12 protein-coding genes and 4 tRNA genes are annotated in these 15,321 nt (G+C 65.6%); 2 read left to right on the top strand and 14 right to left on the bottom strand.

The window, feature by feature from the left end; all coding sequences use genetic code 11:
- Positions 1-149: 149 nt before the first annotated feature.
- The 14 genes from clpX to uvrB form a co-directional block, all read right to left on the bottom strand.
- Complete coding sequence (gene clpX / locus EV699_RS01925; RefSeq protein ID WP_132538397.1) at positions 150-1,427, bottom strand: ATP-dependent Clp protease ATP-binding subunit ClpX; 1,278 nt, start codon at positions 1,425-1,427, stop codon at positions 150-152.
- Between the two features lie 220 nt (positions 1,428-1,647).
- Positions 1,648-2,289 carry an ATP-dependent Clp endopeptidase proteolytic subunit ClpP gene (gene clpP, locus EV699_RS01920; RefSeq protein ID WP_132538395.1) on the bottom strand — a complete coding sequence of 214 codons (642 nt, stop codon included), beginning with the start codon at positions 2,287-2,289 and terminating at the stop codon, positions 1,648-1,650.
- Between the two features lie 19 nt (positions 2,290-2,308).
- On the bottom strand, positions 2,309-3,625 hold the full coding sequence (tig, locus tag EV699_RS01915; RefSeq protein WP_132538393.1) for a trigger factor: 1,317 nt from the start codon (positions 3,623-3,625) through the stop codon (positions 2,309-2,311).
- Between the two features lie 77 nt (positions 3,626-3,702).
- Positions 3,703-3,787 (bottom strand) — tRNA-Leu (locus tag EV699_RS01910).
- A 531-nt stretch (positions 3,788-4,318) separates the two neighbouring features.
- Positions 4,319-4,395, bottom strand: a tRNA-Pro gene (locus EV699_RS01905).
- A gap of 69 nt (positions 4,396-4,464) precedes the next feature.
- Positions 4,465-4,785, bottom strand: a complete 321-nt coding sequence (gene ihfA, locus EV699_RS01900; RefSeq protein WP_132538391.1) for an integration host factor subunit alpha — start codon at positions 4,783-4,785, stop codon at positions 4,465-4,467.
- 5 nt (positions 4,786-4,790) lie between these two features.
- On the bottom strand, positions 4,791-7,169 hold the full coding sequence (gene pheT, locus EV699_RS01895; RefSeq protein ID WP_132538389.1) for a phenylalanine--tRNA ligase subunit beta: 2,379 nt from the start codon (positions 7,167-7,169) through the stop codon (positions 4,791-4,793).
- A 37-nt stretch (positions 7,170-7,206) separates the two neighbouring features.
- On the bottom strand, positions 7,207-8,223 hold the full coding sequence (gene pheS / locus EV699_RS01890; protein WP_132538387.1) for a phenylalanine--tRNA ligase subunit alpha: 1,017 nt from the start codon (positions 8,221-8,223) through the stop codon (positions 7,207-7,209).
- Between the two features lie 103 nt (positions 8,224-8,326).
- A complete protein-coding gene (gene rplT / locus EV699_RS01885) occupies positions 8,327-8,689 on the bottom strand; it encodes a 50S ribosomal protein L20 (RefSeq protein WP_132538385.1) in 363 nt (120 codons plus the stop codon).
- A gap of 30 nt (positions 8,690-8,719) precedes the next feature.
- Positions 8,720-8,917 carry a 50S ribosomal protein L35 gene (rpmI, locus tag EV699_RS01880; protein WP_132538383.1) on the bottom strand — a complete coding sequence of 66 codons (198 nt, stop codon included), beginning with the start codon at positions 8,915-8,917 and terminating at the stop codon, positions 8,720-8,722.
- A 62-nt stretch (positions 8,918-8,979) separates the two neighbouring features.
- Complete coding sequence (gene infC, locus EV699_RS01875; RefSeq protein ID WP_132538381.1) at positions 8,980-9,501, bottom strand: translation initiation factor IF-3; 522 nt, start codon at positions 9,499-9,501, stop codon at positions 8,980-8,982.
- 3 nt (positions 9,502-9,504) lie between these two features.
- Positions 9,505-11,430 carry a threonine--tRNA ligase gene (thrS, locus tag EV699_RS01870; RefSeq protein ID WP_132538379.1) on the bottom strand — a complete coding sequence of 642 codons (1,926 nt, stop codon included), beginning with the start codon at positions 11,428-11,430 and terminating at the stop codon, positions 9,505-9,507.
- Between the two features lie 74 nt (positions 11,431-11,504).
- Positions 11,505-11,581: transfer RNA gene (locus EV699_RS01865), tRNA-Val, on the bottom strand.
- Positions 11,582-11,652: 71 nt separating this feature from the next.
- Positions 11,653-13,689: an excinuclease ABC subunit UvrB gene (gene uvrB, locus EV699_RS01860; RefSeq protein ID WP_132538377.1), complete on the bottom strand. Its 2,037-nt coding sequence runs from the start codon at positions 13,687-13,689 to the stop codon at positions 11,653-11,655.
- 207 nt (positions 13,690-13,896) lie between these two features.
- Between uvrB and EV699_RS01855 the strand changes: the two genes are divergently transcribed.
- Together EV699_RS01855 and EV699_RS01850 are read left to right on the top strand one after the other, a co-directional pair.
- Complete coding sequence (locus tag EV699_RS01855) at positions 13,897-15,096, top strand: amino acid aminotransferase (protein WP_132538375.1); 1,200 nt, start codon at positions 13,897-13,899, stop codon at positions 15,094-15,096.
- A gap of 96 nt (positions 15,097-15,192) precedes the next feature.
- Positions 15,193-15,268: transfer RNA gene (locus tag EV699_RS01850), tRNA-Asn, on the top strand.
- The last annotated feature ends 53 nt before the right edge of the window (positions 15,269-15,321 follow it).

The following is a 15,321-nucleotide window of genomic DNA, read 5'->3' as shown; positions in this document are numbered from 1 at the left end:
GGAATCGGCGGTTCGCCCGCAGCAGTCATTGCTGAGGAACAGAAGCGTTACTTCCCATATATGGGCGGGAGCACCCGCAACTTCAAGACATGCCCGCTACCCGAGTTCGGTATAGCGGGCAAACGAAACGCGCTCACCGGTTTCCCGCGTCAGTCGGCCGAAGCCGCACGGCGCGGCGCCGAGTTTTCATACATGATGTAGGGCTTTGCGTCACCGCGAATCACCCCCTCATCGACCACGACCTTGCTGACGCCCTCCAGGCTTGGCAGGTCGTACATCGTGTCGAGAAGGACGTGTTCGAGAATCGTCCGCAGACCCCGGGCTCCCGTCTTGCGCTCCATCGCCTTGCGCGACACCGCACGCAAAGCGTCCTCACGGAACTCGAGCTCACACCCCTCCATGTCGAACAGGCGGGCGAACTGCTTGGTGATGGCGTTCTTCGGCTCCGTGAGGATCCGAACGAGGGCTTCCTCGTCCAGTTCGTCAAGCGTGGCAATGACCGGCAAGCGCCCCACGAACTCCGGGATCAGGCCGTACTTGATCAGATCCTCGGGCTCGACTTCCTTCAGCGACTCACCAATCCCCTTGTTCAAGGTGGCGCTCTTGACCTCGGCCGAGAAACCAATGCCGCCCTTCTCGGAGCGGCTGCGGATCACCTTGTCGAGCCCCGCGAAAGCCCCACCGCAGATGAACAGAATATTGGATGTGTCCACCTGCAGGAATTCCTGCTGCGGATGCTTGCGTCCACCTTGCGGAGGCACCGAGGCCACGGTGCCCTCGATGAGCTTGAGCAGCGCCTGCTGGACGCCCTCTCCGGAAACGTCGCGCGTGATCGACGGGTTGTCGGACTTGCGCGAGATCTTGTCGATCTCATCAATGTAGACGATCCCGGTCTGTGCCTTCTCCACGTCGTAGTCGCACTTCTGCAGCAGTTTCTGGATGATGTTCTCGACGTCCTCACCGACGTAGCCGGCTTCGGTCAGCGTCGTGGCATCGGCGATCGTGAACGGTACATTCAGCAGGCGCGCAAGCGTCTCCGCCAGCAGCGTCTTGCCCGACCCGGTCGGCCCGATCAACAGGATGTTGCTCTTCGCAACCTCGACGTCGTCCTTGCCGCGACGCAGTTCAAGCCGCTTGTAATGGTTGTAAACCGCAACGGCCAAGACCTTCTTCGCCTGGTCCTGGCCGATCACGTACTCGGAAAGCACCTGCTTGATCTCGTGCGGCTTCGGCAGTTTGCTGGCAACGGCCGGGGCCTTCTCCTCCATCTCCTCGCGGATGATGTCATTGCACAGTTCGACACATTCGTCGCAGATGAAGACGTTCGGCCCCGCGATCAGCTTGCGAACCTCATGCTGACTTTTGCCGCAGAAGGAACAGTACAGAAGCTTGCCATCGTCGCTCCTGTCGTTTCGATCTTTGCTCATACGCAGTCCTCACACGGAAGGCTCGCCGGCTCGCCTACAGCGTCGCGAATCCGGCTCCACAAAAGCGCCGCAACCGACAGGACAGCCGCGGAAAGGAGGGTTTCAATGCTACCTGACGGCTTCTATTCAACTACGCCGTCCGCGGCAAGGCAAGGAAACGCCAAGACGCGGCGTGGTGCCGTGCTTCCAGCGGCACCACGCCGCCATGCGGTGGGGGGCTTCAGGCGGGACCAGCGGCAGCACCGCGATGCGCGAGCACGGAGTCGATCAGGCCATAGGCGACCGCGTCCTCTCCTCCCATGAAGTTGTCGCGATCGGTGTCGACAGCGATACGCTCGATGGGCTGGCCGGTGTGCTTCGCCAGCACGCGATTGAGCCGGTCACGAATCAGGAGAATCTCGCGCGCATGAATGTCGATATCGCTCGCCTGCCCGGAGAACCCGCCCAGCGGCTGGTGAATCATGATGCGCGAGTGCGGCAGGCAGTAGCGCTTGCCCTTGGCCCCGCCGGCGAGCAGCAGCGCGCCCATGCTCGCCGCCTGGCCGACGCACATCGTGCTCACGTCAGGCTTGATGAACTGCATCGTGTCGTAGATCGCCATCCCGGCGCTCACCGAGCCGCCCGGTGAATTGATGTACAGATGGATGTCCTTGTCGGGGTTCTCGGCCTCCAGGAACAGCAGCTGGGCGACGACGAGGTTGGCCATGTAGTCCTCGACCGGGCCGACCAGGAAGATCACGCGCTCCTTCAGCAGGCGCGAATAGATATCGTATGCGCGCTCGCCCCGAGAGGTCTGCTCGATCACCATCGGCACCAGATTGAGGGCCTTGACCTGCGTCGCTGAGGAACTCGTCGGGACCATCACTGTACTCACCTCTCGATCAAACGGCCGCGGGCGACTTGCCCGGCCGCATCACCGCATCAAAACTGCTCGGCTGCTCGGTGACCTGGGCGCGCTCCAGCAGCCATTCGACCACCGTATCTTCGAGCGCCAAGGCACGCACGCCTTCGAGCGCCTGCGGGTTCTTCAGGTACCACTGCACCACCTCGTCGGGCTCCTGGTAGGTCGCCGCCATCGCACGCACATGATCCAGCACACGCACACTGTCGAGCTTGATGTCGTGCGCCGCAACGAGGCGCGAAATCAGCAGGCCGAGTGCGACGCGTCGGCGGGCTTCCGTCTCGAAGATCGAATTCTTGATCTTCGCCGCCTCCTCAGCCTCCCCGCTGGCCGCCGGGAAGCCTGCCTGTTGCGCCAGACGATCGATCTCCTCGCTGACCAAAACCTTCGGCAGATCGATCGGATTGGCCGACAGCAGCCCCTCCATCACCTGCCGCTTGACGGCGGCCTTGACCCCCTGAGCCAGCTCACGCTCCATGTTCTCCTTGAGGGTCTGACGCAAGGCATCCACGCCGCCGTCTTCGACCCCGAACGCTTTCGCGAATTCCTCGTCGACCGTCGGCAGGTTGGGCTCGGCAACCGCCGAAGCACGAACGGTGAACTGCGCCACCTTTCCTGCGACCTCCGCGCCGTGGTAATCCGCCGGGAAGGCGACGTCCAGCGTCTTGGCCTCCCCCGTCGTCATCCCGAGCATACCGTCCTCGAAATCCTTGAGCATTCCGCCGGCGCCGATGATCACCGGCACGTCGTCCCCCTTGTTGCCGGGGAAGTCGGCACCGTCGATCTTGCCTTCGAAGGTGATCGTCACACGATCCCCCGACTGCGCGGGGCGTTCGACCGGAACCCAGTTGGTGCGTTGCTTGCGCAACGTCTCCAGCATGGCGTCGACATCGGCATCAGTGACACTGGCCGTCGGACGCTCGACGGCGATCGACTCGAAACCACCGACCTCGATCTCCGGCACGACCTCGAAAGTCGCCACGTACTCGAGATCCTGCCCCTCGACCACCTGCCTGGGCTCGATATGCGGGCCGCTCGCAGGACGCAACTTCCGCTCGCTTACGGCCTCCTGGAAACTCTTCTCGACCATGTCGCCGAGGACTTCCTGGCGAACCTGGGGGCCGTACATGCGCTTGACGACCTTGAGCGGCACCTTGCCCGGACGGAAACCATCGAGCTTCACCTTGCGCGACAGGGACTGCAGACGAGACTCGATTTCCTGCTCGACCTTGGCGGAAGGGACTTGCACGACCAAACGACGCTCGAGACCGCCAAGCTCTTCAACTGAAACCTGCATCTGCACACCTCTGCTACACAAGGAAAAGTAATGGATCGGACCCGGTCACGGTCCGACCTGGGAGATCCCGCTCCGGATGGTGCGAAAGGAGAGACTCGAACTCTCACGGGTTGCCCCACTGGAACCTAAATCCAGCGCGTCTACCGATTTCGCCACTTTCGCAAGGGTTAGGACCCGCCCCGCAACCGCTCCGCCCCCCCTCCGGGTTCGTCGCACATCGGGCGACCCGACATGAACGGCGACGAGCACGAGAACGGCGGGAAGGCGGGCCAAGCGGGGCGCAAGCCTACAAGGGTCTGATTGTCAGTCAACGGGAGTTGCACGCTCGTAGCAGGCCACGCCCAGTCTGATCGCGGAAGCGAATAGTATCCGAAACTCAACAATGCCCGACAAGCCGTCACTGCCTGGCGGGGGTCGACAGACATGTGCACAGCCCCGTTGCCGAATCCGCCGACCACTGTGACGGAGAACCCACCGCATGCCCCGCGCGCACAGGGAGCCCGTGCCCGGACACGTTACCAAGCTCCTTGATACTGGCCGCTCCAGCAACGGCCAAGCGCTTCGCCCCCGCTGCCCGCCACCATTGGGGAGCCGCTAGCACCGGACGTTCACAGGGGAATTCTCAAGAAATTTCATCGAACACCTGTAAAACAAAAAGCCAAACCAGCTAAGCAACTGGTTTGGCTTGAATTTTGGTCGGGGCGAGAGGATTTGAACCTCCGACCACCTGCACCCCATGCAGGTGCGCTACCAGGCTGCGCTACGCCCCGGATTCTTGGCCCATGGTGGCCGAGGCCCCCATGGCAAGGCCGCGTATTCTACGCAGCCACAAGGCCATTTCAAGCCCTGCCGAGCTCGGAGGCGGCGAAGCGCTCGGAGTACTCCTCGACGCGGGTCTTCAGCTTCTGACCGGGGCGGAAGGTCACCACGCGCCGCGCGGTGATCGGAATCTCCTCGCCGGTCTTGGGGTTACGCCCCGGGCGCTGGTTTTTGTCACGCAGATCGAAGTTGCCGAATCCGGACAGCTTGACCTGTTCGCCGTCCTCGAGCGCACCGCGAATTTCCTCGAAGAACAACTCGACGAGTTCCTTGGCTTCACGCTTGTTCAGCCCGAGTTCATCGAACAGCCGTTCGGCCATGTCGGCCTTGGTGAGTGCCATAGCGATCAAGCCCTGAGCGAGGCGCCGAACCGGGAGGAGAGTCCGGCGACGATTCGGGAAATGACGTCATCGACGTCGGGGTCCGTAAGGGTGCGCGAAAAGTCCTGCAGAATCAAGCCTAAAGCCAGGCTCTTCAGCCCCCGATCGATCCCTTTGCCGCGGTACACGTCGAACAACTGGACGTCGCGCAGCCACTCGCCGCCGTAGGTACGGATGCATTCGACGACTGCCGTCGCCGCCACGTCCTCCGCGAGGAGGATCGCGAGGTCGCGGCGAATGGCGGGGAACCTCGACAGCTCCGTGAACCGCGGCAGGCGTGCGTCCGTAACGGCGTCGAGCGCCAGTTCGAACAGATAGATCGGGCCATCGAGATCGAGTGCCTTCTCTACCGCCGGGTGCAACTGGCCCATCCAGCCGATGAGTTCGCCTTCCCACTCGATGCGCGCCCCCTGCCCCGGATGCAGCGCCGGATGCGCTGCTGCCACGAAACGGACGGCGTCGCCACACCCCGACGCTGCGAGCAGGGCTTCGACATCCCCTTTGACGTCGAAGAAGTCGACCGCCCGCGCCGGGACACCCCATTGCTCGGGTTCGGCCGTGCCGCAGGCCACACCGCCGATGCGCCGGTCCTGCAGCAGCGCGGCGTCGGTCTGGACGAAGCGCAGCCCGCTCTCGAACAGGCGCACGCGGCCCTGCTGGCGCTTGCGGTTGTGGTCGAGCGCCTTGAGCAGCCCCGGCCACAGGGAGGTCCGCATCACCGCGAGCTCAGCCGAGATCGGATTGGCGAGCGCCACCGGCGCGGTGGCGGGATCAAGTGCCGCCTGGAAGGCGGGGTCGACGAAGCTGTAGGTAATGGCTTCCTGGTAGCCGCGGTCGACCAGGATCGCCCGCAGGCGGTCGAGCGTGATCCGCGTTTCGGGGATGGGGGCGATCGCGAAGCGGCTCAGCGGGCGATGCAGCGGCAGGCGGTCGTAGCCGCGCACGCGACCGATCTCCTCGATCAGATCTTCTTCGATGGCGACATCGAAGCGCCAGCTCGGCGGCGTGACCCGCCAGCCGTCCGCGACGGAATCGACGCTCATGCCGAGGCGTTCGAGCAGATCGGCAGTCTCGGCGGGCGGGATGTCGATGCCGAGCAGCCGCTGGATGCGGGCCTGCCGCAGCGTCACGACCGTCGCCTGCGGTAGCTCGCCCGCACTGGTGATCTCGGTGAGCGGCCCGGCACTCCCCCCGGCAATGTCGAGCAGCAGCTGCGTCGCCCGCTCCAGCGCGGGCACCTGCAGCGCAGGGTCCACGCCACGCTCGAAGCGGTGCGACGAATCGGTGTGCAGACCGTAGCGCCGGGCACGCCCCGCCAGTGGCCGGGGCGCGAAGAACGCGCTCTCGAGGAAGACGTCCCGCGTGGTGTCGGTGCACCCGCTGGCAACGCCGCCCATGATGCCGGCGAGCGCCAGGGGGCCCTGGCCGTCGGCGATCAGCAACTCGCCGGCCGCCAGGTCGAGCACACTGCCATTGAGCAGTTCGAGGGTTTCACCCGCACGTGAATGGCGCACGACGATCCCCCCCTCGAGCCGGCCGAGATCGAAGGCATGCATCGGTTGCCCGAGTTCGAGCATCACGTAGTTCGTCACATCCACCAGCGGGCCGAGGCTGCGCAGACCCGCGCGACGCAGGCGCTCCTGCAGCCACAGCGGCGTCGCGGCCCCGGCATCGACGCCGCGTACGACCCGGCCGGCGTAGCGCGGACAATCGGCAGCGGCCTCGACGAGCACCGGGAAGGTATCGGCGATGGTGGCGGCGACGGCGGCAACCGGGGGCGCTGCCAGCGCGCAGCGATTGAGCGCCGCGACCTCGCGGGCCACGCCATGCACGCTCAGGCAGTCGCCACGGTTGGGGGTGAGGTCGACTTCGATCACATGGTCGTCGAGCCCGAGGTAGTCACGCACGGCAACGCCGACGGGGGCGGCGGCGGGCAACGCCAGCAAACCGGTGTGGTCTTCGGACAGGCCGAGCTCCCGCGCCGAGCACAGCATGCCGTGGGACTCGACGCCGCGCAGTTTCGACTTGCGGATGCGCAGATCGCCCGGCAGCACGGCCCCGACCATCGCGCACGGCACCTTCATGCCGGCCACCACGTTGGGCGCGCCACAGACGATCTGCAGCAGATGGCCGGTGCCGGCATCGACCCGGCAGACGACCAGCTTGTCGGCGTCGGGGTGTCGCTCCAGCGTCTGCACCTCGGCGACGACGACGCCGTCGAAGGCGGGAGCCACGGGCGTAACCGCGTCGACTTCGAGGCCCGCCATCGACAACTGCGCCACCAGCGCCGGGCGCGACACCTCCGGGTTCACCCACTCCCGGAGCCATTGTTCACTGATCTTCATCGTTCGGTCTCTGGTTCGCGATCGGGCGTTCCGCGCATCAGCGGAACTGCTGCAGGAAGCGCAGGTCGTTCTCGAAGAACAGCCGCAGATCGTTGACGCCGTAGCGCAACATCGCCAGCCGCTCCACGCCCATGCCGAAGGCGTAACCGGTGTAGCGCTCGGCGTCGATGCCGACCTGGGCGTACACGGCGGGGTGCACCATGCCGCAGCCGAGCACCTCGAGCCAGCCCGTGTGCTTGCACACGCGGCAGCCATCGCCGCCGCACATCACGCACTGGATGTCGACTTCCGCCGACGGCTCCGTGAACGGGAAGTAGGAAGGGCGGAAGCGCACGTCGAGATCGCGCTCGAAGAACGCCCGCAGGAAGTCGTAGAGCACACCCTTGAGGTCGGCGAAACTCACGCCTTCGTCGACGAACAGCCCTTCGACCTGATGAAACATCGGCGAATGCGTCAGGTCGGAATCGCAGCGGTACACCCGGCCGGGCGCAATGATGCGGATCGGCGGCTGACGGCTCTGCATCGTGCGCACCTGCACGGGCGAGGTGTGGGTACGCAGCAGACGGCCATCGCCGAAATAGAACGTATCGTGCATCGCCCGCGCCGGATGATGGGCCGGGATATTCAGCGCCTCGAAATTGTGGAAATCGTCCTCGATCTCGGGGCCCTCTTCGACCGTGAAGCCCACCTGGCGGAAGAGCGCCTCGATGCGCGCGAGGGTGCGGCTGATCGGGTGCAGGCCACCCGACGCCTGACCGCGCCCGGGCAGGGTCACGTCGACCCCCTCGGCCGCCAGCCGCTGTTCGAGGGCGCCGGCTTCGAGGACCTGGCGGCGCGCCTCGAGCGCGACCTGCACGGCGTCCTTGGCGAGGTTGATCGCCTGACCGGCTTCCCGTCGGGCATCCGCGGGCAGCGAGCCCAGGGCTTTCAGTCGCTCGGTAAGAACCCCCCGCTTGCCGAGGTAGTGCACGCGTAACTGGTCGAGCGCGGCAAGGTCGCCGGCAGCGGCAGTCGCCACTTCGGCGGTGCGCACGAGTTCCTGCAACTCTTCCACGGATTCACTCCACGATTCGGAACATCACAAAAAAGGGGAAAGGTGGCACGCCCCTTTCCCCTTCTCTACACGCCGCCACCCGTGTCGGGTGGGGCCAAGCGACTCAGGCGATGCCGAGGGCGGCCTTGGCTTTGCTGGCCACCGCGGCAAATGCCGGCTTGTCGAACACGGCCATGTCGGCGAGTACCTTGCGATCGATCTCGATGGCCGCCTTCTTGAGGCCGCCGATCAGGCGGCTGTAGGAAAGCCCGCAGACACGCGCCTGGGCGTTGATGCGAACGATCCACAGGGCCCGGAACTGGCGCTTCTTCTGACGACGGTCACGGTAGGCGTACTGCGCCGCCTTGGTAACGGCCTGCTTGGCGACCCGATACACCCGCGACCGGGCACCGTAGTAGCCCTTGGCCTTGTCGAGCACCTTCTTGTGGCGGGCGTGTGCGGTTACACCGCGCTTCACTCGTGGCATTTCACTGAACCTCTATTCTCGCGATTCGCGTTACGCGTACGGCAGCATGCGGCGCACCATCGGTGCATCCACCGCGGCGACCATCGCGGGTTCACGCAGCTGGCGCTTCCGCTTGGTGGTCTTCTTGGTGAGGATGTGGCGCGCAAAAGCCTGCGAACGCTTGAAACCGCCAGAACCGGTGCGTGAAAACCGTTTCGCCGCACCGCGATTGCTTTTCATCTTGGGCATGATTCAACTACTCCGCATTAGGGTGACTCGATGAACGGAGCCAACCCGCTGCGCACCGAGGCCTACTTCTTTTTCGTCGGCGCGATGACCATGACCATCTGGCGACCTTCCATCTTCGGCCGCTGCTCGACCGAGCCATGCTCGCTCAGATCATCTTCGATGCGCTTCAGCAGGTTGAGTCCAATATCCTGGTGAACGACCTCACGCCCGCGAAACCGCAGCGTGATCTTGGCCTTGTCACCTTCTCCAAGGAAACGGACCAGGTTGCGTAGTTTTACCTGGTAGTCCCCTTCATCCGTGCCTGGACGGAACTTCACTTCCTTGACTTGTATCTGCTTCTGCTTCTTACGGGCTTCAGCCGCCTTCTTTTGCTGTTCGAACCGGAACTTGCCGTAATCCATGATGCGGCAGACAGGCGGCTTGGCAGTCGGAGAAATCTCGACGAGATCAAGTTCCGCCTCTTCAGCCACCCGCATGGCCTGGATCAGAGACATGATCCCGGCCTGTTCGCCGTTCTGGTCGATCAGGCGCACTTCCCGGGCCGTGATCTCGCCGTTGACCCGGTTTTCAGTGTTGGCAGCTATATCTCAACCCTCCAAAACAAAACGGCCGCGATTCGCGATGTCGGCAGCGAGGATGTCCTCGAAGGCCTGAAACGTCATGACGCCCAGGTCCTTGCCTTCACGCGTACGCACGGCCACAGAATCAGTTTCGACCTCGCGGTCGCCGACCACCAACAGATAGGCGACCTTCGACAAGGTGTGCTCGCGAATCTTAAAGCCGATCTTTTCGTTTCTCAAGTCGGCCCGCGCCCGGTAGCCCCGCGCCTGCAAGCGCTCGGCGTAGCGGGACACCGCCTGCGCCTGGCGATCGGTGATGTTCAGGACCACGGCCTGGGTCGGCGCGAGCCACGTCGGCATGGCACCCGCATGATGCTCGATCAGGATGCCGAGAAAGCGCTCCATCGACCCCAGCACGGCCCGGTGCAGCATCACCGGGACCTGGCGCGAGTTGTCCTCGGCCACGTATTCGGCCCCCAGCCGCGCCGGCAGGACGAAGTCGAGCTGCAGCGTGCCGACCTGCCACGACCGCCCGATGGCGTCACGAATCTGGTACTCCACCTTGGGCCCGTAGAAGGCCCCCTCGCCGGGCTGCTCCTCCCATTCGACGCCACAGGCACGCAGCGCCTCGCGCAGCCCCTCTTCGGCCTTGTCCCACACATCGTCGGAACCGGCGCGCTTGTCGGGCCGCAGGCTCAGCTTGACGGCGACATCGGTGAAGCCGAAATCCTCGTACACGCTCATCGCGAGTTCGTTGAAGGCGCGCGATTCGGCGATCACCTGATCCTCGGTACAGAAGATGTGGGCGTCGTCCTGCGTGAAGCCGCGCACCCGCATCAGGCCGTGCAGCGCCCCCGTCGGCTCGTTGCGGTGGCACGAGCCGAACTCCGCCATGCGCAGGGGAAGCTCGCGATAGCTGTGCAGGCCGTGGTTGAAGATCTGCACGTGGCACGGGCAGTTCATCGGTTTCACCGCGTAGTCCCGTGACTCGGAATGCGTGGTGAACATGTTTTCGCGGTAGTTCTCCCAGTGCCCCGACTTCTCCCACAGCGCACGATCGACCACCTGGGGCGTGCGCACCTCGACGTAGCCGCTCCCGCGCAGGCGCCGCCGCATGTACTGCTCGACCTCCTGCCAGATCTGCCAGCCGTTGGGATGCCAGAACACCATGCCCGGGGCTTCGTCCTGGATGTGGAACAGGTCGAGCTGCCTGGCGATGCGCCGGTGATCGCGCTTCTCGGCCTCTTCCAGGCGGTGCAGGTAGTCCTTCAGCGCCTTCTTGTCACTCCACGCCGTGCCGTAGATGCGCTGCAGCATCGCGTTGTTCGAGTCGCCGCGCCAGTAGGCCCCCGCGACCTTCATCAGCTTGAAGGCGCGCAGACGCCCGGTGCTCGGCACGTGCGGCCCGCGACAGAGATCGATGAAATCGCCCTGCCGGTACAGCGAGATCGGTTCGTTCGACGGGATCCCGGCGATGATCTCGGCCTTGTAGCGCTCGCCCTGCTCACGAAAAAAGGCGACGGCCTCGTCGCGCGGCATCTCGGAGCGTTCGACGGGAACGTCCTGCGCAGCCAGCTCCTCCATCCGCTGCTCGATGCGTACGAGATCCTCCGGCGTGAAGGAGCGCTCGAAAGCGAAGTCGTAATAGAAGCCGTTCTCGATGACCGGTCCGATCGTCACCTGGACGGCCGGGAACAGTTGCTTCACCGCGTGCGCGAGCAGGTGCGCGGTCGAGTGGCGGATGATCTCGAGCCCCTCGGCGTCACGGTCGGTGACGATGGCGAGTTGCGCGTCATGCTCGATCCGGTACGCGGTGTCGACCAGGCGGCCGTCGACCCTGCCGGCCAGCGCCGCCTTGGCGAGACCGGTACCGATGGCGGCCGCCACCTCCTGAACGCTGACCGGGTGCTCGAACACCCGCTGATTGCCGTCGGGGAGCGTGATGACCGGCATCTGACTCTCAGCCTCTCGAAAATGCTCGCAGGAAATAAAAAGGGCGTGTCGCCTGAACGACACGCCCTCCGAGTTGGTAGGCGCGATTGGACTCGAACCAACGACCCCCACCATGTCAAGGTGGTGCTCTAACCAGCTGAGCTACGCGCCTTCAGCGTAGGGCGCGGACTATACGGACGCGCCCCGTGCTTGGCAAGCCCTCTTGCCGACACCGCCAAACCGTCAGCCTGCGAGTGCATCCGTCACGTTGAACACGGCGGCGCGAATCCGCCCGATCTCGTCGCGCAGGCGCGCCGCCTCCTCGAATTCGAGATCGCGCGCATGGCGATACATCGCCTGTTCGAGCTCCTTGATTTTCCTGGCGGCACGCTCGGGGGTGAGCAACGGCATCGGCGCCTCCCGCGCGTCCGCCCGGGCCCGCGAACGGGCGGATGCGCTCCCGGCCGCGGGCGCGACAACACCGCCTTCGAGCACGTCGACCACCGACTTGCTCACGCTGCGCGGCGTGATGCCGTGCGCGACGTTGAAGGCCTGCTGCTTGGCGCGCCGGCGCTCGGTCTCGTCGATGGCCCGCTGCATCGACGCGGTAACGGTATCGGCGTAAAGGATGGCCTTGCCGTTGAGGTTGCGCGCCGCCCGCCCGATCGTCTGGATCAGCGAACGATCCGAGCGCAGGAACCCCTCCTTGTCGGCATCGAGGATCGCCACCAGGGAGACTTCAGGCATGTCGAGGCCTTCGCGCAGCAGGTTGATGCCGACCAGGACATCGAAGGTCCCCAGGCGCAGGTCACGGATGATCTCCATGCGCTCGACCGTCTCGATGTCCGAGTGGAGATAGCGCACGCGCACCCCGTGCTCGCCGAGGTACTCGGTGAGGTCTTCCGCCATGCGCTTGGTCAGCGTGGTCACCAGCACGCGCTCGTCCACCGCCACGCGCAGCCGGATCTCCGAAAGCAGGTCGTCGACCTGCGCCCGCGCCGGGCGCACCTCGACCACCGGATCGACCAGGCCGGTCGGCCGCACCACCTGCTCGACCACCTGCCCGGCATGCGCCATCTCGTACGGCCCCGGCGTCGCCGACACGAAGATCGTCTGCGGGGCATGGCGCTCGAACTCGTCGAAGCGCAGCGGACGGTTGTCGAGCGCCGACGGCAGGCGGAAGCCATATTCGACCAGCGTCTCCTTGCGCGCGCGATCGCCGCGGTACATGCCGCCGATCTGCGGCACCGTCACGTGGCTCTCGTCGATGACCAGCAGGGCATCGGGCGGCAGGTAGTCGAACAGCGTGGGCGGCGGCTCGCCGGCCGCGCGCCCGGACAGATGCCGGGAATAGTTCTCGATCCCGGCGCAGTAGCCGAGCTCCAGCATCATCTCGAGGTCGAAGCGGGTGCGCTGCTCCAGCCGCTGCTCTTCGAGCAGGCGCCCCTGCGCGCGCAGTTCCGCGAGCCGGCCGGCCAGTTCGTCCTTGATCGCGTCGATCGCGGCGAGCAGCTTGTCGCGCGGGGTGACGTAGTGCGTCTTCGGGTGCACCGTCAGGCGCGGCACGCGGCGCTTGACCTCGCCGGTGAGCGGATCGAAGTAGGCCAGCTGCTCGATCTCGTCATCGAACAGCTCCACCCGCACCGCGTCGGTGTCGGAGTCGGCCGGGTGGATGTCGATCACGTCGCCGCGCACGCGGAAGGTACCGCGCTCGAGCGCGGTGTCGTTGCGCGTGTACTGCAGTTCGGCGAGCCGGCGCAGGATCGCGCGCTGCTCGATGCGCTCGCCGCGCACCAGGTGCAGGATCATCTTCATGTACGACTCGGGATCGCCGAGGCCGTAGATGCACGACACCGAGGCCACGATGATGGTGTCGCGGCGCTCGAGAATCGCCTTGGTGGCGGACAGGCGCATCTGCTCGACGTGCGCGTTGATCGACGCATCCTTCTCAATGAAGGTGTCGGACGCCGGCACGTAGGCTTCGGGCTGGTAGTAGTCGTAGTACGAAACGAAGTACTCGACGGCATTGTGCGGGAAGAAGCCCCGCATCTCGCCGTACAGCTGCGCCGCCAGCGTCTTGTTGGGTGCCAGGACCAGCGCCGGTCGCTGCATCTGCTGGATCACGTTGGCGATCGTGAAGGTCTTGCCGCTGCCGGTGACGCCGAGCAGCGCCTGGTGCGCGAGCCCGTCGTCGAGCCCACGCACCAAGGCCGCGATCGCGCCCGGCTGATCACCGGCGGGCGAATAATCCGCTTTCAGTTCGAAGGCCCGCTGCTGCATCGCCCCACACCTCATGTCAGCCTGAATTCCGCGACCCGCCGCCGCCCCCCGACCACAGCGGGCACCCCGTCGCCGGACACCGCCCGCCGTCGCACCGCCCGGCGGTCTTCGTTACACTCTGCTGTCGCGACGGGCGCCCGCCGGCGCCGCGGCAACCGCATCCTTCCTCCTCCGCTTCACCTCAAAAACTTTCGCGAGTATCCCGTCATGAGCCTGTTCTCCGCCGTCGAAATGGCACCGCGCGACCCCATCCTGGGGCTCAACGAAGCCTTCGGTGCCGATACCCGTCCGACCAAGGTGAATCTCGGCGTGGGCGTGTACTTCAACGACGCGGGGCGCATCCCGCTGCTGCGGGCGGTGCAGGCGGCGGAACGCGCTCGCATCGAGGCGGCACCGCCGCGCGGCTACCTGCCGATCGAGGGCATCCCGGCCTACAACACCGCGGTGCAGACGCTGCTGTTCGGCGCCGACGCAGCGCTGCTCGCGAACGGCCAGGTGGTGACCGTGCAGGCCCTCGGCGGCACCGGTGCGCTGAAGATCGGCGCCGATTACCTGAAGCGGCTGCTGCCGGACGCCCGCGTGGCGATCAGCGACCCGAGCTGGGAAAACCACCGCGCGCTGTTCGAGGCCGCCGGCTTCGAGGTGCAGAACTACCCGTACTACGATGCCGCCACGCATGGCGTCGACCTGCCGGGCATGCTCGCGTCGCTCGCCGCGCTGCCGCCGCGCTCGATCGTAGTGCTGCATGCCTGCTGCCACAACCCGACCGGCGTCGACCTGACCCTCGAACAGTGGCGCGAGGTGCTCACCGTCATCACCGAACGCGAGCACGTCCCCTTCCTCGACATCGCGTACCAGGGCTTCAGCGAAGGCATCGACGCCGACGCCCATGCGGTCCGGATGTTCGCCGCTGCGGGCCTGCCGTTCTTCGTCTCCAGTTCGTTCTCGAAATCGTTCTCGCTGTACGGCGAGCGCGTCGGTGCGCTGTCGATCGTCACCGGCAACCGCGACGAGGCGGCACGCGTGCTCTCGCAGGTCAAGCGGGTGATCCGCACGAACTACTCGAATCCGCCGACGCACGGCGCCAGCGTGGTCTCGGCGGTGCTCAACGATGCCGGTCTGCGCGCGATGTGGGAGGAGGAACTCGGCGAGATGCGCGAGCGCATCCGCACGATGCGGCTCACGCTGGTCGACCTCCTGGCGCAGCGCGGGGTACAGCGCGACTTCTCGTTCGTCAAGCAGCAGCGCGGCATGTTCTCGTACTCCGGCCTGTCCGCCGCACAGGTGGAGCGGCTGCGCAGCGAGTTCGGCATCTTCGCCGTCAGCTCCGGCCGCATCTGCGTTGCCGCGCTGAACAGCCGCAATATCGGTGGGGTTGCCGACGCGATCGCGGAGGTGCTGCGCTAAGCCGCGCCCCTCGGTGCGCACGCGGCAGCCGGGCCCGACACCGACCGCGGTTGACGCTCGCGGGCGCGCGCCATTAAGATGCGCGCCCTCGGCAAATCCCCGATAGCTCAGTCGGTAGAGCAAGTGACTGTTAATCACTGGGTCGGCGGTTCGAGTCCGTCTCGGGGAGCCAGAATGTCAACGCCACGGCCTGCACTGCGGGCCGTGGCGTACCCCTTACCGAAA

It is taken from the genome of Plasticicumulans lactativorans, from assembly GCF_004341245.1.
In the GTDB taxonomy this organism is placed as follows: domain Bacteria; phylum Pseudomonadota; class Gammaproteobacteria; order Competibacterales; family Competibacteraceae; genus Plasticicumulans_A; species Plasticicumulans_A lactativorans.
Note: the sequence above shows the minus strand (reverse complement) of the source record. Positions and strands in the feature narration are given on the sequence as shown.

Bases quoted from the DNA above. Each gene is read 5' to 3' on its own strand.
- clpX (WP_132538397.1), bottom strand. From the start codon at position 1,427: ATGAGCAAAGATCGAAACGACAGGAGCGACGATGGCAAGCTTCTGTAC.
- clpP (WP_132538395.1), bottom strand. From the start codon at position 2,289: ATGGTCCCGACGAGTTCCTCAGCGACGCAGGTCAAGGCCCTCAATCTG.
- tig (WP_132538393.1), bottom strand. From the start codon at position 3,625: ATGCAGGTTTCAGTTGAAGAGCTTGGCGGTCTCGAGCGTCGTTTGGTC.
- ihfA (WP_132538391.1), bottom strand. From the start codon at position 4,785: ATGGCACTCACCAAGGCCGACATGGCCGAACGGCTGTTCGATGAACTC.
- pheT (WP_132538389.1), bottom strand. From the start codon at position 7,169: ATGAAGATCAGTGAACAATGGCTCCGGGAGTGGGTGAACCCGGAGGTG.
- rplT (WP_132538385.1), bottom strand. From the start codon at position 8,689: ATGCCACGAGTGAAGCGCGGTGTAACCGCACACGCCCGCCACAAGAAG.
- rpmI (WP_132538383.1), bottom strand. From the start codon at position 8,917: ATGCCCAAGATGAAAAGCAATCGCGGTGCGGCGAAACGGTTTTCACGC.
- thrS (WP_132538379.1), bottom strand. From the start codon at position 11,430: ATGCCGGTCATCACGCTCCCCGACGGCAATCAGCGGGTGTTCGAGCAC.
- uvrB (WP_132538377.1), bottom strand. From the start codon at position 13,689: ATGCAGCAGCGGGCCTTCGAACTGAAAGCGGATTATTCGCCCGCCGGT.
- EV699_RS01855 (WP_132538375.1), top strand. From the start codon at position 13,897: ATGAGCCTGTTCTCCGCCGTCGAAATGGCACCGCGCGACCCCATCCTG.